This window comes from Bradyrhizobium sp. 87, assembly GCF_023073015.1.
GTDB lineage: Bacteria > Pseudomonadota > Alphaproteobacteria > Rhizobiales > Xanthobacteraceae > Bradyrhizobium > Bradyrhizobium canariense_D.
Genome location: NZ_JADPIQ010000148.1, coordinates 26370 through 44480, shown reverse-complemented (window position 1 = coordinate 44480; position 18111 = coordinate 26370). Strand labels below are relative to the sequence as shown.

16 protein-coding genes are annotated in these 18111 nt (G+C 64.8%); 15 read left to right on the top strand and 1 reads right to left on the bottom strand.

What is annotated here, in order from left to right; all coding sequences use genetic code 11:
* Positions 1 to 104 precede the first annotated feature (104 nt).
* A complete protein-coding gene (locus IVB50_RS38695; RefSeq protein WP_018458680.1) occupies positions 105 to 1037 on the top strand; it encodes an N-carbamoyl-D-amino-acid hydrolase in 933 nt (310 codons plus the stop codon).
* 5 nt (positions 1038 to 1042) lie between these two features.
* On the top strand, positions 1043 to 1711 hold the full coding sequence (locus IVB50_RS38690; RefSeq protein WP_026233636.1) for a flavin reductase family protein: 669 nt from the start codon (positions 1043 to 1045) through the stop codon (positions 1709 to 1711).
* Here IVB50_RS38690 and IVB50_RS38685 read toward each other — a convergent pair.
* Positions 1708 to 2370, bottom strand: coding sequence for an aspartate/glutamate racemase family protein (locus IVB50_RS38685; protein WP_094183570.1), 663 nt, complete (start codon positions 2368 to 2370; stop codon positions 1708 to 1710). The two genes, IVB50_RS38690 and IVB50_RS38685, sit on opposite strands and share 4 nt — an antisense overlap.
* Before the next feature lie 56 nt (positions 2371 to 2426).
* Between IVB50_RS38685 and hydA the strand changes: the two genes are divergently transcribed.
* The 13 genes from hydA (at position 2427) to IVB50_RS38620 (ending at position 18031) form a co-directional block, all read left to right on the top strand.
* Positions 2427 to 3896: a dihydropyrimidinase gene (gene hydA / locus IVB50_RS38680; protein WP_026233637.1), complete on the top strand. Its 1470-nt coding sequence runs from the start codon at positions 2427 to 2429 to the stop codon at positions 3894 to 3896.
* 16 nt (positions 3897 to 3912) lie between these two features.
* Positions 3913 to 4887, top strand: a complete 975-nt coding sequence (locus IVB50_RS38675) for an NAD(P)-dependent oxidoreductase (RefSeq protein ID WP_018458684.1) — start codon at positions 3913 to 3915, stop codon at positions 4885 to 4887.
* A gap of 1 nt (position 4888) precedes the next feature.
* The gene (locus IVB50_RS38670; protein ID WP_018458685.1) at positions 4889 to 5638 is read left to right on the top strand and encodes an SDR family oxidoreductase; all 750 of its coding nucleotides are present in this window, start codon (positions 4889 to 4891) and stop codon (positions 5636 to 5638) included.
* On the top strand, positions 5635 to 7071 hold the full coding sequence (locus IVB50_RS38665) for an NAD(P)/FAD-dependent oxidoreductase (protein WP_018458686.1): 1437 nt from the start codon (positions 5635 to 5637) through the stop codon (positions 7069 to 7071). Before IVB50_RS38670 ends, IVB50_RS38665 begins: the two co-directional genes overlap by 4 nt.
* A gap of 119 nt (positions 7072 to 7190) precedes the next feature.
* Positions 7191 to 8810: an ABC transporter substrate-binding protein gene (locus IVB50_RS38660; RefSeq protein ID WP_026233638.1), complete on the top strand. Its 1620-nt coding sequence runs from the start codon at positions 7191 to 7193 to the stop codon at positions 8808 to 8810.
* A gap of 57 nt (positions 8811 to 8867) precedes the next feature.
* Positions 8868 to 9899, top strand: a complete 1032-nt coding sequence (locus IVB50_RS38655) for an ABC transporter permease (RefSeq protein ID WP_247300149.1) — start codon at positions 8868 to 8870, stop codon at positions 9897 to 9899.
* The gene (locus IVB50_RS38650; RefSeq protein WP_247300147.1) at positions 9896 to 10744 is read left to right on the top strand and encodes an ABC transporter permease; all 849 of its coding nucleotides are present in this window, start codon (positions 9896 to 9898) and stop codon (positions 10742 to 10744) included. Before IVB50_RS38655 ends, IVB50_RS38650 begins: the two co-directional genes overlap by 4 nt.
* On the top strand, positions 10741 to 12411 hold the full coding sequence (locus IVB50_RS38645) for an ABC transporter ATP-binding protein (protein WP_018458690.1): 1671 nt from the start codon (positions 10741 to 10743) through the stop codon (positions 12409 to 12411). Before IVB50_RS38650 ends, IVB50_RS38645 begins: the two co-directional genes overlap by 4 nt.
* 141 nt (positions 12412 to 12552) lie before the next feature.
* Positions 12553 to 14154: an ABC transporter substrate-binding protein gene (locus IVB50_RS38640; RefSeq protein WP_018458691.1), complete on the top strand. Its 1602-nt coding sequence runs from the start codon at positions 12553 to 12555 to the stop codon at positions 14152 to 14154.
* A 17-nt stretch (positions 14155 to 14171) separates the two neighbouring features.
* A complete protein-coding gene (locus IVB50_RS38635; RefSeq protein WP_085352392.1) occupies positions 14172 to 15113 on the top strand; it encodes an ABC transporter permease in 942 nt (313 codons plus the stop codon).
* Positions 15110 to 16033, top strand: coding sequence for an ABC transporter permease (locus IVB50_RS38630; protein WP_018458693.1), 924 nt, complete (start codon positions 15110 to 15112; stop codon positions 16031 to 16033). Before IVB50_RS38635 ends, IVB50_RS38630 begins: the two co-directional genes overlap by 4 nt.
* Before the next feature lie 19 nt (positions 16034 to 16052).
* Entirely contained in the window at positions 16053 to 17042 is a 990-nt protein-coding gene (locus IVB50_RS38625) for an ABC transporter ATP-binding protein (protein ID WP_247300145.1), read from the top strand.
* Positions 17039 to 18031, top strand: coding sequence for an oligopeptide/dipeptide ABC transporter ATP-binding protein (locus IVB50_RS38620; protein ID WP_247300143.1), 993 nt, complete (start codon positions 17039 to 17041; stop codon positions 18029 to 18031). Before IVB50_RS38625 ends, IVB50_RS38620 begins: the two co-directional genes overlap by 4 nt.
* Positions 18032 to 18111: the final 80 nt, after the last annotated feature.

Below are 18111 nucleotides of genomic sequence, written 5' to 3'. Positions count from 1 at the left end.
GCAGGCGCCGGCTGGCAAGTCCGGGCGATGCTGCGTTATGCTGCGCGCGCCGGCACGTGCTTGAAACTGTAGCTTAGCTCAAAGACATCACCAGGAAATCGCTGATGCGTATCGTCAATGTTGCCGCCGCCCAGATGGGCCCGATCCAGAAAGCGGACAGCCGCGAGGCCGTGGTCAAGCGCATGATCGCGCTGATGGATGAGGCCAAGAGCAAGGGCGCCGACCTAATCGTCTATCCGGAACTGGCGCTCACGACCTTCTTTCCGCGTTGGTACGTGGAGGACCGGGCCGAGTTCGACAATTGGTTCGAGCGCGAGATGCCGAACGCGGCGACGAAACCGTTGTTCGAGCGCGCGGCGCAGCACCAGATGGCGATGAATTTCGGCTATGCGGAGCTGACGCCGGACGGGCATCATTTCAACACTGCTGTTCTCACCGACAAATCCGGCAAGATCGTCGGCAAATATCGCAAGATCCATCTGCCGGGCCATGTGGAATACGACACCAAGCGCTCGCACCAGCATCTGGAGAAGCGCTATTTCGAGCCGGGCGATCTCGGCTTCAATGTCTGGCGCGAGCTGGGCGGCATCATCGGCATGGCCATCTGCAACGACCGGCGCTGGCCCGAGACCTATCGCGTGATGGGCCTGCAGGGCGTCGAGATGGTGCTGATCGGCTACAACACGCCGTCGGTGAATGCGGAGAGGAGCGATGAAGGCGTCGAGAAACGGTTGTTCCATAACCGCCTCTCGGCGCAGGCCGGCGCCTATCAGAACGCGACCTGGGTTGTCGCGGTGGCCAAGGCCGGTAACGAGGACGGACACCCGCTGTTCGGCGGCAGCCTGATCGTCGATCCCAACGGCGAGATCGTCGCCGAAGCGAAGACGGAGGAGGACGAACTGCTGGTCCATCCTTGCGACCTCGATGCCACCACCTTCGGCAAGACCACGATCTTCAATTTCGCGCAGCACCGCCGCATCGAGCATTACGGCCTGATCACCAGCCGTACCGGCGCGGTGCCGCCGCCGGAGACGTGACGTCGATGACTGGCCAGAGCACATCCGGCATATCCTTGCGCGAGCTCGATCCGCGCGACCGCTACAAGCTGCTCTGCGGCGTGGTGGTGCCGCGGCCGATTGCGCTGGTGACGACGCTCGATGCCAACGGGGCGGTCAACGCCGCGCCGTTCAGCTTCTTCAACGTGTTTTCGGAGACTCCGGCGCTGATCGTGCTCGGGCTTCAGCACAAGCCGGATCACAGCCCGAAGGACACCACCCGCAACATCCATCGCGACGGCGAGTTCGTCGTTCACATGGTTGATGAGGCGCTCTCCGCGGCGATGAATGACTGCGCGGTCGATTTCCCGTCCGGTGACAGCGAGGTCGCCGCGGCAGGGCTGGCGACGCTTCCCTCTGTAGACGTGAAGGTGCCGCGCCTCGCCGCGGCACCCTTTGCGCTCGAATGCCGGCGCCATGTCGCCCTAAATTTTTCGCCCGATCGCGAACTGCTGGTCGGCGAGGTGCTCCGGGTTCACGCCCGCGAGGGCCTCGTCGACGAGGCCAACATGTATGTCGATCTCGACGCCTACCGGCCGATCGGCCGCATGTTCGGCAATCTCTACACGACGCAGCGGGATACGTTCGCGCTTGTCCGGGAGAGCCACGCGCAATGGCTCGCGCGGCAGGACGCCAAAGAGCTGAAGGACGCCTAGTGGTTCGAGAACTGCACCGTACCCAGCGCCATGGTGACGGCCGCCTGTGTCGGGTCGATCACGGCAATGCCGAGCGCCTCTTCCAGCGGGCGGCGGTGCCGTGCCATGCCGGCGCAGCCCATCACGATGGCACGGGCGCCGTCCTCGTCGCGCAGCGCGCGGCCGATTTCGATCATTTTGGCCAGCGTGCCTTCGCCCGAGGCGGTTTCCGCGACGCTCATGTTGAGCGGCCGCTCGCCGGCAAGACGTTCGGTCAGTCCCATCTGCCTGAGATAGCGCATGTGACGCGGGATCGAGCGCTGGGCGATCGCGATGACGCCAAAGGTCTCGGCGCGGGCCATCGCGGTCAGCACGCCGCACTCGGCAATGCCGAACACGGGCCGGTCGGTGCCTTCGCGACAGACCTGAAGCCCGGGATCGCTGTAGCAGGCGATGACAAAGGCCGCCGAGCTGTTGTCGCCCTCGACCAGCCGGCGCAGCGGCATGGCGACGCCATCGACATCGGCCTGGCTTTCGATGCCGAAGGGACCCTCGGCCAGCGTCTGGCAGACCAGTTCCGGCCCGCCCTCGAAACCGAGCGGCTTCAGCGCGTCCTCCAGCCCTCGCGTGACCGCAGGGTTGGAATTTGGATTGATGACGAGAATGCGCGGTCGGGACATGCTGGTCTTCCTGCAAAATTTCGATCACTTAACTTGAGCCTATCATGGAGTGCCTCATGACTGAACCCGCTTACGACCTGATCATTCGCGGTGGGCGCGTCGCGACGACGACCGACGTCTTTGAAGCCGATGTCGCCATCTCCGGTGAGACCATCGCCGCTATCGGCCGCGGGCTTCCGGCTGCGAAGCGCGAGATCGACGCGCGCGGGAAACTCGTTCTACCCGGCGGCGTCGACAGCCACGCCCATATCGAGCAATTGTCCGCTGCCGGCATCATGAACGCCGACACCTTCGAGAGCGCGACCGTCTCGGCGGCCTTCGGCGGCACGACCACGGTGATCCCGTTTGCGGCCCAGCATGTCGGCATGAAGCTGCCGCAGGTGGTGGAGGATTATCACGCCCTCGCCAAGAAGGGCGCAGTGATCGACTACGCCTTTCACATGATCATTGCGGATGCGACCCGGGAAACGGTCGAGGAGCACATTCCGGCGCTGGTGAAGCAGGGCCACGCCTCGATCAAGATTTTCATGACCTACGACCGGCTCAAGGTGGATGATGAGCCGCTGCTGGACATCCTTCTTGCCGCGCGCCAGTCCGGCGCGATGTTGTGCGCCCATGCCGAAAACCACGGCATCATCGCCTGGATGGTGAAGCGCCTGCTCGCGCGCGGCTACACAATGCCGAAATATCACGCCGTCAGCCACGCCCGCGTGTCGGAGGCGGAAGCCTTTACCCGGTTGATCGGCATGGCTGCGCTGATCGACCAGCCCATCATGATCTTCCACGTCTCCACCGCCGAAGGCGCCAAGGTGATCCGCGATTCGCGCGGGCAGGGGTTGAAGGTGTTTGCCGAGACCTGTCCGCAATACCTGTTCTTCACCGCAGCCGATCTCGACAAGCCCGAGGTGGAAGGAGCCAAGTGGATGTGCAGCCCGCCGCCGCGGACGCATTCAGACCAGGAGGCGCTGTGGCAGGCGCTGTCGCTCGGCGATCTCCAGACCATCTCGTCGGATCACGCGCCGTATCGCTATGACGAGACCGGCAAGCTGCGCGCCGGCCCCAATCCGAACTTCAAGCAGGTCGCGAATGGCCTGCCGGGATTGGAGCTGCGCCTGCCGCTGCTGTTCGACGCGATGGTGTCGAACGGGCGGCTGGGCCTGGAAAAGTTCGTCGAACTGACGTCGACGGCGCCGGCCAAGATTTACAATCTGCATCCGCGCAAGGGCTCGATCGCGGTCGGCGCCGATGCCGATATTGCAATCTGGGATCCTAATCGCGAGGTCGAGATCGCCGATGAGATGATGCACGACCTTGCCGGCTACACGCCGTTTGCAGGCCGCAAGCTGAAGGGCTGGCCGGTGTCGGTGCTGTCGCGTGGCCGAGTGATCATCGATGGCAACAAGTGCCTCGCGAGCGCAGGCAGCGGCCAGTTCCTGGCACGCAGCGGCGGCGAGGCGGCCATGCCGACGGGGCGGCTCGTGGCCGACATGGATCCCGAGCGCAATTTCGGAGCGAAGCTACTGTGACGGTGGATCGCGCGCGATGAAGATCGTCATCTTCGGCGGCACCGGCTTTGTCGGGCTCAATGTTGCGGAGGCGCTGCTCGCGCGCGGCCATGACGTGACGCTGTACGACCGTGCAGAGTTGCCGCCATCCGCGCGGCGGTCTCTTGCCGACTACGGCGCACGGCTCAAAGCGGTGCAGGGCGATATCACCGACGCAGATGCCATCGATGCCCTCATCGCCGAAGGAGTTGATGCGATCGTGCTCGGCGCGGCCATCACCGCCGGTGATGAACTGGAGAGGGCATCGACCGCGCGCGTTCTCGAGATCAACGTGATGGCGCAGATCCCGATCCTGCTCTCCGCGATCCGGCATGGCGTGCGCCGGGTCGTCAATCTCTCCTCGGCATCGGCCTATGGCGCCGCGGGCGCGCGGGTCGAGATTCTGGACGAGGACACGCCTTGCGATCCGGTCTCGTTCTACGCGATCAGCAAGTTCACATCGGAGCGATCGGTTGCGCGTCACGCCGAGCTCTTCGGCGGTGATTTCCTAAATGTGCGGCTGAGCGCGCTATTCGGACCGTGGGAGCGACCGAGTTCCGTGCGCGACACGCCAAGCCTCCAGTTCCAGATCTTGGCCGCGTTCGCGCGCGGCGAGCCGGCGATCATGCCTGAAGCGGGCATGCGGGACTGGATCTACGCGCCGGATGCGGCCGAGGCCGTCGCACTGCTGATCGAAGCCGAGCGGCCGCGCCACCGGCTCTACAACATCTCCCGCGGAGAACTTTGGCCTGCGCTGCAATGGGGCGAGGCCTTTGCGGCGTTGCATCCCGGCCTGGAGTGCCGGGTCGCGGCGCCCGGCGAGAAAACCGTCATCAAGCTGCATGGGCCCTATCGCGCGCCGCTGTCGGTGAACCGGATGGCGGATGAATTCGGCTGGCGCGCGCAGTTCGGCTGCGCCGAGTCGGCGGCCGCGATGAGCGCCTGGTTGACGCAGCATAAGGAGTGGATCTGAGATGCGGCTGCAGGGGCGCACGGCCATCATCACGGGCGCAGGCTCCGGCATCGGCCGCGCCAGTGCAAAGCTGTTCGCGGAAGAGGGCGCACGTCTTGCTCTGGTCGATCGCGATCCAGCCGGACTTCAGGAAACGTTGAGCTTGGTCGGCGAGGCCATGACGCATATTGGCGACGTCGGCGATGCCGATTTCGCCGAGGCGGTGGCAAATGATGTGGTAGCCCGGCACGGCCAGCTCGATATCCTGATGACTGCCGCTGGCTTCTCCTGTGGCGGCACCGTGTTGACAACGGACCCCGCCGATTGGGATGCGGTGTTCCGCACCAATGTCGGCGGCACCTGGCTGTGGGCGAGGGCAGCCGTGCCGCAGATGCAGCGGCAGAACAGCGGTTCGATCATCACGCTGGCGTCGCAGCTTGCGATTGCCGGCGGCAAGGGCAACAGTGCCTATATCGCCGCCAAGGGCGCGATTGTCAGCCTGACCCGGACGATGGCGGTGGATTTCGCGGCGGACGGCATTCGCGTCAACGCCATCGCGCCCGGTGCGATCGACACGCCGATGCTTCGCCGCAGCTTTGCGCGCCACGCCAATGCGGACGAGGTGCGCGAAGCCTCCCGCGACCGCCATGCCATGAAGCGGTTCGGCCAGGCCGATGAGATCGCGCAGGCCGCGCTCCACCTCGCAAGCGATGCCTCCTCGTTTACGACCGGCACCGTGATGGTGGTCGACGGAGGCTGGCTCGCGGCATGAGTGATGCGCTGACAGAACTGGAAGCGAACGTTCGCGCCGATCTCGCGCGGATCGCGCATCCCGGTGCCGCCTGGCTCGAACCGAAGACGGGACCGGATGGCAAGCCGGCGCTGGATGTGCTCGTGATCGGCGCCGGCCAATCCGGCATCGCCATCGGCTTCGGCCTGCTGCGCTCCCGCGTCAGCAACATCCTGCTGCTGGACAAGGCCGAGGAGGGGAAGGAGGGGCCATGGCTCGCCTATGCCCGCATGCCGACGCTGCGCAGCCCGAAGGACTATACGGGACCTGACCTCGACATCCCCAGCCTGACCTATCAATCCTGGCATGAGGCCCGCTTCGGCACGGAGAGCTGGCAGACACTCGACCTGATCCCGCGCTGCCACTGGGCTGAGTATCTGCTCTGGCTGCGGCGCACAGTCGGCTTGCCGGTGCGCAACGGGAGCGAGCTTCTGGAAATCCGGCCGGCGCGGGATGGTTTGCTGGCCGCACGCGTGAAACGTGGCGATGGCGTCGAGACACTCCATGCGCGCAAGATCGTGCTTGCGACGGGGCAGGAGGGGATGGGGAACTGGATGATCCCCGAGCCGCTGAGCCATCTGCCCATGAGCTCGGTCGCAACCGTCGCCGACGACATCGACTTCGAAAACCTTCGCGGCAAGCGCGTCGCCGTGATCGGCGCCGGCGCATCCGCCTTCGACAATGCGGCAACCGCGCTGGAGGCTGGCGCGGCGGAGGTGCACCTGCTGTGTCGTCGTGCGCAGATCCAGCTGATCCAGCCCTATCGCTGGCTGACCTTCCGCGGCTTCCTGCGCCATTTCAGCGATCTCGACGATGCCTGGCGCTGGCGCTTCATGCGCACCATCCTCGAGATGCGCGAGGGCTTTCCGCAGGCAACTTACGATCGCTGCGCAAATCACGCCAATTTCACATTGCACGAGGGCGCGCCGATCGAGGCGGCCCGCGAGACCGATCGTGGTGTGGAATTGCAGACGCCGCGCGGCGCCATACCTGCGGATTTCGTCATCTGCGGCACCGGCATCGACATGGATTTTTCCGGCCGTGGCGAGTTGCGCGCATTTGCCGGCAATATCGCAACCTGGGCCGACCGCTACCAGCCCCCGGAGAGCGAGCGCAGCGCGCGGCTCGGTCGCTTTCCCTATCTCGCAGACGATTATGCCTTCACCGAGCGTGTCGCGGGCGATACGCCGTGGATCTCGAATATCCATCTCTTCGCCATCGCCTCCACCATGAGTTTCGGTCCGTCGGGATCGTCGATCAACGCGATGACGACCGCGGCGCCGAAGCTGGTGAATGGCCTGACGCGCGGCCTGTTTCGTGCCGATGTCGAACGGCATTGGGCCTCGCTTCGCGCCTATGACGTGCCGCAGGCCGTGGTGACGCGGGCAGCGCGAAACTTGGAGGAATCGCGATGATCGTCCATGCGCCGCCGCGACAAAGCGTCCACAAGAGCGCATCAAGAGACTGGCGCGCAACTTGCTTCTTTCTTAACCTGTCCTGTCGGCGTTCTTGTCGAAAATTTTGGGGAAAACGAATGCGTTTTGTGTCTTTCAGGATGGCATCCTCCGTGCTCGCCACCACTGCGCTTCTGCTTGTCGCCGCTGCGCCTGCGCAAGCGCAAACCAGGGTGGAGACGCTGCGCTATGTCACCGGTGCATCGGTCAACACGCTCGATCCCAACATCCCGGGCTCGACGCGGGAATCCTTCGCACTGAGCATGAGCACTTACGACCGCCTTGTGGCGTTCGGCCGCAAGCAGCTCAACGGCAAATGGGTGTTCGATCTCGACAAGATCGCCGGCGAGCTCGCCGAATCCTACGACGTCAGTCCGGACGGACTGAAGCTGACATTCCGTCTGCGCAAGGACGCCAAGTTCCAGGACGGCTCGCCCGTGACCGCCGAAGATGTGAAATGGTCGCTCGATCGCTGCGTCACCGCGCCGATCCTCGGCAAGGCGCAATTGCTGACGGGATCGCTGACGTCGGCCGACCAGTTCAAGGTGATCGATCCCCTCACAATCGAAGTGACGCTGCCGAAACCCGACAAGCTCGCGCTGCCGAATCTCGCGACCGTCTACCCGCTGATCATCAACTCGAAAGTCGCAAAGGAGCATGCGACACCAGAGGATCCATGGGCCACGGCCTGGCTGAAGGAGCACACCGCCGGCAGCGGTGCTTATGTGATCGAGAGCTTCAAGCCCGGCGAGCAGGTGATCATCAAGCGCAACGAGGCCTGGAACCGCGGCTCGCCCGACAAGCCAGCCTTTTTCAAGCGCGTGATCGTGCAGTCCGTGCCGGAGCCCGCGACCCGGGCCAATCTGGTCGAGCGTGGCGATGCCGATCTCGTCGTTGATCTCCAGGCCAGCGACGTGCAGTCGCTCGAAGTCAAGGGCAAGCTCAAGGTGATCTCGACGCCGCAATACAATTCGATCACCTTCGTCTCGATGAACAACCAGATCCCGCCTTTCGACAACGTCAACGTCCGCCGCGCCGTCGCCTTCGCGCTGCCCTATGAGGACATGTTCAAGGCTGCCCTGTTCGGTCGCGGAGCCCCGCTGTTCGGTGCGACTTGGCCGGATGGCAAGCCGTTGAACGGCATCTATCCGTTCCAGGCGCCGGTGAAGACCGATCTCGACAAGGCGAGGGAGTATCTGAAAGCTGCTGGACTCCCGGAGGGTTTTTCGACCACCTTCAGCTTCAACGTCGGCCAGGCCTCGACCGCCGAGCCGATGGCGGCCCTCGTGAAGGAATCGCTTGCCAAGATCGGGATCAAGGTCGACATCCAGAAGCTGCCGGATGCGCAGATGTCCACGCAAATCAACGAGAAGAAGCTGCCCTTGTTCACGGAAGGCATCGTCGCCTGGCTGCCCTCGACCGATTACTTCTACCGCAATTTCTACACCGGCAATCAGCGCTGGAACTACAGCTCGATCAACAATCCGGAGCTGGCGACGATCGCGCAGGAAGCGCGCTTCGAGCCCGACAAGGCCAAGTACGAGGAAGCCGGCCGCAAGCTCAACGCGATCCATTTCAGCGAGATGCCGCAGATCCCGCTGTGGCAGCCCAACCAGGACGCCGTGATGGCCTCGTCGATCGAGGGCTACACCTATGAATTCCATCGTCAGGTCGACTATCGCGACGTCAGCCGCAAGTGACTTCAAAAAGTAACTTGAGCAAGAAATCATGTCTGCAAACCAGAGGCTCTGAAGGTGATGACAGGTCTTGGTGCGACGGTGGCGCGGGCGGGGAGGCGGCTTCTGTCGTCGCTGCCGGCGTTGTTCGGCGTGCTGGTCTTCACCTTTCTACTGATGCGGGTCCTCCCCGGAGATCCCGCGGTGTTCTTCGCCTCGGGGCCCAATGCCGGCAAGGAAGAGATCGAGCAGATCCGCAAGCAGATGGGGCTCGACAAGTCGGTACCGGAGCAGCTCGTGTTCTATCTGTCCGATATCGGGCGCGGCAATCTCGGCCGCTCCATGATGACCGGCCAGCCGGTCCTGAAGGACCTTCGCGAACGGCTGCCGGCCTCGCTGGAGCTCACCTTCACGGCGCTGCTGATCGCGCTGATCGCGGCGGTCCCGCTCGGCGTGGTCGCAGCCTTGAAACCGGGATCGCTGGTCGATCACGGCGTGCGGCTGTTCTGTGCGCTCGGCGTCTGCGTGCCGACCTTCGTCTCGGGCCTGCTGCTGATCTATGTGTTCTACTATCTGCTCGGTCTTGCGCCTGATCCGACCGGGCGGATCGACGTCTTCACCTCACTGCCGCCGCAGCGCACTGGGTTCCTGTCGATCGATTTCCTGCTCGCGGGGGACATCGAAGGCTGGTGGGCGGCCTGCAAGCAGTTGATCCTGCCGGCGCTGAGCAAGGCCCTGTTCGTCATCGCGCCGCTGGCGCGGATCACACGTGCCTCGATGCTGGTCTCGCTCGGTAGCGATTTCGTGCGCACCGCGCGCTCCGTCGGATTGTCCTGGCAGAAGGTCGTCGTCACCTATGCGCTGCGCAATGCGATCCTTCCCGTCATCACCATTGCAGGCATCGTGTTCTCGACCATGCTTGGCGCGAATGTCCTGGTGGAGAAGGTGTTCTCCTGGCCGGGCGTCGCCTCCTACGCGCTCGATGCGCTGCTGTCGTCCGACTATGCGCCGGTGCAGGGTTTTGTGCTGCTGATGGCTGGCATCTTCGTGCTGGTCAATCTGGTCGTCGATATCTGCTACGGCATCGCCGATCCCAGGGTGTCGATCGGATGATCAGCGCAACCCTCCGCCATTCGGTCTGGATTTTGCGCGGCAACCCGCTGACCGGCGTCGCCGCGGCCGGTGTCCTGCTGTTCGTCCTGGTCGCGATCTTCGGACCGTGGCTCGTGCCCTATGATCCCATCGTCTCCAATGTCTCGGAGGCCTTGCAGCCGCCGAGCGCGGCGCACCTTGCCGGCACCGACCAGCTCGGGCGCGACGTGTTCAGCCGCCTCGTCGTTGCGGCACGGCTCGACCTCGCCATCGCGGTCTCGGCGGTCGGCATCTCCTTCGTCATCGGCGCCGTCGTGGGCTCGTTCTGCGGCTATGCCGGCGGCAGGCTCGACCGCTCGGTCGGCCGCTTCGTCGATGTCATGATGGCCTTTCCGCTGTTTGTGCTGGCGATGGCGATGGTTGCGGCGCTCGGCAACCGGATCGAGAACATCGTGATTGCGACCGCGATCATCAATCTGCCCTTCTACATCCGCTTCGCCCGTGCCGAGGTCAACGTCCGGCGCAATGTCGGCTGGGTGGAGGCGGCGCGTTCCTGCGGCGAGAGCCATTTCTCGGTGGTGCTGCGCTTCCTGTTGCCGAACATCCTGCCGGCGATGGCGGTGCAGATCTCGCTCAACCTCGGCTGGGCGATCCTGAACGCCGCCGGCCTGTCCTTCATCGGCCTTGGCGTCAAGCCGCCGACGCCGGAATGGGGCATCATGGTCGCGGAGGGCGCGCGCTTCATTTCGACGGGGCGGTGGTGGCTGGTGGCCTTTCCGGGCCTCGCGTTGATGATGGCCGTGCTGTGCTTCAACCTCCTCGGTGACGGGATGCGGGACATTCTCGATCCGCGCATGCGCACATGAGCGAGGAATTGCTCAGGATCGACGACCTCCACGTCGAATTCTCGACGCGACGAGGGATGGTCGAGGCCGTGCGCGGTGTGACGCTCACGGTCGAAGCCGGCGAGATGCTTGGCCTCGTCGGCGAAAGCGGCTCTGGTAAGTCGGTCACCGGTTTTGCCACGACGCGGCTGCTCGATGCGGCCGGCCGCGTCACCGCAGGCAAGATACTGTTTCGCGGGCAGGACGTCACAAAACTCAGGGGTGACGATCTCCGGCAGCTCCAGGGCGCCGCGATGTCGATGATCTTCCAGAACCCGCGGGCGGCGCTCAATCCGATCCGCGCGATCGGTTTGCAGATCGCGGACGCGATCCTCACGCACAAGCGGATATCGAAGGATGCCGCCCGCGCCGAAGCGCTGGAGCTGTTGCGCGCCGTCCAGATCCGCGACCCCGAGACGCGGATGAACGCCTATCCGCACGAACTTTCCGGCGGCATGTGCCAGCGCGTCATGATCGCGATCGCGATTTCCTGCAATCCCGCGCTCTTGATCGCCGATGAGCCAACGACCGGACTCGATGTCACCACGCAGAAGGTGGTGATGGACCTCCTGGCGGAGATTGCCGCCGCGCGCGGCATGGCGACGATCCTGATCACGCACGATCTCGGGTTAGCGGCGCGATATTGCCGCCGTATCGCGGTGATGGAACGCGGCCGCATCGTCGAAGAGGCAAGCCCCAGGACGCTCTTCGGCGCGCCGCAGCACGCCTATACCAGGCGGCTGGTGGCGGCGTCGCCAACCGCGACCTCCGGGATCGCGGACCTCGTGACGGAAGAGGAGCGGGAAGGCTACGCGGCTGTCATCGGCAGGCCCAGACGGGAGCCCGTCCACGGGACTCCGCCGCTGCTGGAGGTGCGCAAGCTCGCAAAACGCTTCGACGAGGGCGCTGCGGCGGTGGCGGACTTCTCGATGACGATGGCGGGCGGCGAGAGCGTCGGCCTCGTCGGTGAATCCGGCTCCGGCAAGAGCACGACGTCGCGCATGATCTGCCGCCTGATCGACCCGAGCGAGGGCGAGATCGTGTTCGACGGCCAGGCGATCGGCCATGTGGCGTCGCGCGACTTTCACCGCTCGCAGTTCCGCAAAGATATCCAGATGGTGTTCCAGGACCCGAACGAGAGCCTCAATCCGCGCTTCACCGCCTTCGACTGCATCGCCCATCCCCTGATGCGGCTCGATCGTATGCGTGGGGGCGATGCGCTGCGCAAGCGGGTGGAAGACTGCGCCGATCGCGTGGGGCTGCCGCTGGATCTGTTGCCGCGCTTTCCGCATCAGCTCTCCGGCGGCCAGAAGGCGCGCGTCGGCATCGCCCGTGCCATCGCCTGCCGGCCGCGCCTTCTGGTGCTGGACGAGCCGACCGCTGCGCTCGACGTCTCCGTTCAGGCCGTGGTGCTGCAACTGCTCGACCGCCTGCGGCGCGAGAACGACATCGCGCTGCTGTTCGTCAGCCACGATCTCAACGTGGTGCGGATGCTCTGCGACCGCACCATCGTGCTGCGCAATGGCGGCATCGTGGAGCAGGGCGAGAGCCGGGCGTTGTTCGACAATCCCAAGACCGACTACACGCGCAAGCTGGTCGAGGCGATCCCGCATATCGAGACCGGCCCGGTGCTGGCGGCCGCGCTTTGAGGTCTCGACTGGCCCAGCTAGTGCGGATATCGCGCTGGCGAAGGTCTGGTTAGTGGCATACCATTTGCACGCCAATGAGCTCTGGTTTCACCTGTTCTTGGCCAACGATGGCCGGCATCACGGCACTATTGGGAGGATTTCATGGATCGCAGGACCGTATTGAAGGGACTGGCCGGCGCGGGCGGTCTGGCATTGAGCGGCCTCTCGGCCCCTGCGATCGCACAAGGCGCCTCCGCGCGCACCCTGCGCTTCGTGCCGCAAGCAAATCTCGCCAATTTCGACCCGATCTGGGGCACGCAATATGTCGTGCGCAATGCCGCCGCGCTGGTCTGGGATACGCTCTACGGCGTCGATTCCGCGCTGCAGCCGCAGCGGCAGATGGTCGAGTCCGAGGAAGTGACCGACGACGGCACCACCTGGACGTTCAAATTGCGGCCGGGGCTCAAATTCCACGACGGCGAGCCGGTGCTGAGCAAGGACGTCGTTGCGAGTCTCACTCGCTGGGCGGCACGCGATCCGATGGGGCTGATGCTCAAGGCGCTGCAGCAGGAACTCACCGCTGTCGACGACCGCACCTTCAAATGGGTGCTGAAGCAGCCGTTCCCGAAGATGCTCTACGCGCTTGGCAAGAACAATTCGCCTTGCGCCTTCATCATGCCGGAGCGCATTGCGCAGACCGACCCGTTCAAGCAGATCGGCGATTATGTCGGCTCGGGGCCGATGAAGTTCGCCAAGGGTGAGTGGGTCCCGGGCGCCAAAGCCGTGTTCGAAAAATTCGCCGACTATGTGCCGCGGCAGGAGAAGGCATCGTGGCTCGCCGGCGGCAAGCAGATGCTGCTCGACCGCGTCGAATGGATCGTGATGCCGGATCCGGCGACCGCCGCGGCCGCGTTGCAAAACGGCGAGATCGACTGGTGGGAGAACCCCATCGCGGACCTCGTCCCGGTCCTGAAGAAGAACAAGAACATCAGCGTCGACATCGGCGATCCCCTCGGCAATGTCGGCTCGTTCCGCATGAACTTCCTGTATCCGCCCTTCAACGACGTGCGGGCGCGGCGCGCAGTGCTGATGGCGATGAGCCAGGAAGACTATATGCGTGCGCTCGTCGGCGACGACAATTCGCTGTGGAAGTCGCTGCCGGGCTTCTTCACGCCCGATACGCCGCTCTACACCGAGGCGGGCGGCGAAGTCTTGAAGGGCAAGCGCGATCTCGACGCCGCCAAGAAGCTGCTCGCGGAGAGCGGCTATTCCGGCCAGCCGGTGACGTGCCTGGTGGCGCAGGATCAGCCGATCACCAAGGCGTTCGGCGATGTGACCGCCGATCTCCTGAAGAAGCTCGGCATGAATGTCGACTTCGTCGCGACCGATTGGGGCACCGTCGGCTCCCGCCGCGCGCAGAAGACACCGCCCGGGCAGGGCGGCTGGAACATGTTCCACACCTGGCATGCAGGTTCGGACTGCATCAATCCGGCGCCCTACACCGCCATTCGCGCCAACGGCGACAAGGCGTGGTTCGGCTGGCCGAGCAGCCCCGGCACCGAGAAGGAGGTCACGTCCTGGTTCGAGGCCAAGAACCTCGACGAGGAGAAGGCCGCGGTCGCTCGCCTCAACAAGGTCGCGCTCGAGGACGTCGTCTACGCGCCGACCGGCTTCTTCCTCAGCTACACGGCCTGGCGCAAGAACGTCTCCGGCATCACGAAAGGGCCGCTGCCGTTCTTCTGGGGCGTGTCGAAATCCGCATGACCCTGCGCTGAAGCCAGATGCTCTCCTACATCCTCCGGCGTATCGCCTCGACCTTGCCCGTGATGGCGATCGTCGCGCTGTTCGTGTTCAGCCTGCTCTACATCGCGCCGGGGGATCCCGCCGTGGTGATCGCGGGCGATCAGGCAAGTCCGGAGGATGTGGAGCGCATCCGTCAGAGCCTCGGGCTCGACCGACCCTTCCTGATCCAGTTCGGCAGCTGGGTCTGGCGCATTCTGCACGGCGATCTCGGCACCTCGATCTTCACCAATCTGCCGGTCTCGACCATGATCGGCCAGCGTCTCGGGCCGACGCTGTCGCTGATGATGGTCACGCTCCTGCTCACGATCGTGGTCGCGGTGCCGCTCGGCGTGCTGGCGGCCTGGAAGGCGGGAAGCCTGATCGACCGGGCCATCATGGCCTTTGCCGTGTTCGGCTTCTCCCTGCCGGTCTTCGTCGTCGGCTATGTCCTCGCCTACGTCTTTGCGCTGGAGCTCGAATGGCTTCCCGTGCAGGGCTATACGCCGCTCGCCCAGGGCCTCTGGCCCTGGCTGCAAAACCTGATCCTGCCGTCGATCGCACTCGGCTGTGTCTACATCGCGCTGATCGCGCGTATCACGCGCGCCACCATGCTCGAAGTGCTGCAACAGGATTATATCCGCACCGCGCGCGCCAAGGGCCTCGGGCAGGGCGGCATCCTGTTCGTCCACGCGCTGAAGAACGCGGCAGTGCCGATCGTCACGGTGATCGGGATCGGCATTGCGCTTCTGATCGGCGGCGCGGTCGTCACGGAAAGCGTGTTCGCGATTCCCGGCCTCGGCCGGCTCACGATCGACGCGATCCTGCGCCGCGATTATCCCGTCATCCAGGGCATCGTGCTGCTGTTCAGCTTCGTCTACGTCCTCGTCAATCTGATGATCGACGTCGTTTATACGCTCGTTGACCCGAGGATCCGCTATTGACCGACACGACCGTCAATCCGCAAGCGCTGCCGGCGGGCTTCGTCCTCGCGCCGCAACTGCCGGAGATTCTTCGGCCCGTCGTGATCCGGCGCGGCTTCATCGGCCTGCTGCGGGGCCATCCCACCGTCGCCATCGGTGGCACGTTGCTGCTGATACTCGTCCTGATCGCGATTTTTGCGCCTTATCTTGGCACGGTGGATCCGACCGCACTTGCGCCGGCCAAGCGCACCCGCGCGCCGTCGGCGCTTTACTGGTTTGGCTCCGACGTGCTCGGTCGCGACATCTATTCACGCGTGCTGTTCGGCGCGCGCGTCTCGCTCACGGTCGGCTTGTCCGTTGCGATCTTCGCCTCCGCGGCCGGTCTCGCCATCGGCATCGTCTCCGGCTTCATCCGCTGGGCCGACGGCATCTTGATGCGCTTCATGGACGGCCTGATGTCGATCCCGCCGATCCTGCTGGCGATCGCGCTGATGGCGCTGACACGCGGCAGCGTCGGCAACGTCATTCTGGCGATTACGGTTGCCGAAATCCCGCGGGTTTCCCGTCTTGTCCGTAGTGTGGTGCTGTCGCTGCGCGAGCAGCCTTACGTGGATGCAGCGGTAGCCTGCGGCACGCGCACACCGATGATCATCCTGCGCCACATCCTGCCGAACACGCTGGCGCCGATGCTGATCCAGGCGACTTACATTTGCGCCAGTGCGATGATCACGGAAGCGATCCTGTCCTTCATCGGCGCGGGAACGCCGCCGACCATTCCGTCCTGGGGCAACATCATGGCCGAGGGGCGGGCGCTGTGGCAGGTCAAGCCCTACATCGTGTTCTTTCCGGCGGCGTTTCTGTCCGTCACCGTGCTCGCCGTGAATTTGCTCGGCGATGGCCTTCGCGATGCGCTCGATCCGCGCATGGCCAAGAGCCTGTGATGGCGAGGGGTTGATCGCGATGGCACTGCTTGAAGTCGAAAATCTCCAGACCCACTTCCGCACGCCCAGCGGCATCAACCGCGCGGTGGAAGGCGTGTCGTTCCATGTCAACGAGGGCGAGATGCTCGCCATCGTCGGTGAGTCCGGTTGCGGCAAGTCGGTGACCTCGATGTCGCTGATGCGGCTGATCCCGGAACCGCCCGGCAGGATCGCCGGCAGCATCCGCTTCGCGGGCAAGGACCTGCTGCAAATGTCGGATCGCGAGATGCGCGCGATCCGCGGCAACGACATCTCGATGATCTTCCAGGAACCGATGACCAGCCTCAACCCGGTCCTGACCGTCGGCCGTCAGATCCGCGAAACGCTGATGATTCACCAGCGGCTGGACAAGCAGGCCGCCGAGGCGCACGCGATCGAGATGCTGATTCTGGTCGGCATTCCCGAGCCGAAGCGGCGCGTGCGGGAATATCCGCATCAGCTCTCCGGCGGCATGCGCCAGCGCGTCATGATCGCCATTGCACTCGCCTGCAATCCAAAGCTTCTCATTGCCGACGAGCCGACCACAGCCCTCGACGTGACGATCCAGGCGCAGATCCTGAAATTGATGCTGGATCTCAAGCACCGGGTTGGCGCGGCGATCATCCTGATCACCCACGATCTCGGTGTCGTCGCCGAGATCGCCGAGCGCGTCATGGTCATGTATGCCGGCCGCAAGGTCGAGGAAGCGCCGGTGGCGGACCTGTTCCGGTCGCCGCGTCATCCCTACACGCAAGGCCTGCTCGGCGCAGTGCCGCGGCTCGGCTCGTCGCTGACCGGCACCGCGAGGCGGCTTGCAGAGATTCCGGGGCAGGTGCCTGATCTGCGCAAGCCCATCGTCGGCTGCGTCTTCGCCGGACGTTGTGCGCTCGCGACCGATCTCTGCCGGCAGTATGCGCCGGGGCTCGAAGAGAAGGGGCCACGTCACGTTGCGGCCTGCCACTATGCGGCCAAGGGAGCGGTCGCGGCATGAGTCCCCCGCTGCTCCAGGTCAACGACCTCAAGAAGCACTTCCCGGTCAAAAAAGGCTTGTTCAGCCGCAAGTCCGAATGGGTCTATGCGGTGGATGGCGTGTCGTTCGAGATCGCGCGCGGCGAGACGCTGTCGCTGGTCGGCGAGTCCGGTTGCGGTAAATCGACGGTCGGCCGCGCGATCCTGCGCCTGTTCGACATCACGGCGGGGCAGGTCATCCTCGACGGCCAGCGAATCGACGACGCCCATCCGAGCACGATGCGCCAGATGCGCCGCCGCGTGCAGGTGGTGTTCCAGGACCCGTTCTCGAGCCTCAATCCGCGCATGCGCGTGCGCGACATCCTGGCCGAGCCGATCCGCAATTTCGGCCTCGCCAAATCCGCGATCGATCTCGAGACACGCGTGACGGCGCTGATGGACACCGTGCGCCTGCCGCGCGAGGCGCTGAACCGCAGGCCGCACGAATTCTCCGGGGGCCAGCGCCAGCGCATCGGCGTCGCGCGTGCGCTCGCCGCCGAGCCCGAGCTGATCGTCTGCGACGAGGCGGTGTCGGCGCTCGACGTCTCGGTAAAGGCCCAGATCGTCAATCTGCTGCAGGATCTGCAGCGCGAGTTCGGCCTGGCGCTGCTGTTCATCAGCCATGACCTCGCGATCGTCGAGCACATGACCCATCGCGTCGCGGTGATGTATCTCGGCAAGATCGTCGAGGTGGCGCCGCGCTACGAGATCTTCGCCGCGCCAAAGCATCCTTACACCAAGGCGCTGCTCTCGGCGGTGCCGCTGCCCGAGCCTGGCGCTCAGCGCAATCCCATCATCCTCAAGGGAGACGTGCCGAGTCCGATCAACCCGCCGAGCGGGTGCCGCTTCCACACCCGTTGCCCATACGTATTCGATCGCTGCCGGACCGAGGAGCCGACATTGCGCGCGGCTGGACCCGAGCAGTGGGTGGCCTGTCATCTCGAAGAAGGTGCGACGGTGACGAGCGGCTAGCCGTCTGGGCGGTCGCAAAGCTCTGGATCGAGGCGCAGGGGCGTCAATCGGGCGAGGATGACACTCTGCTCCTGTTTTGC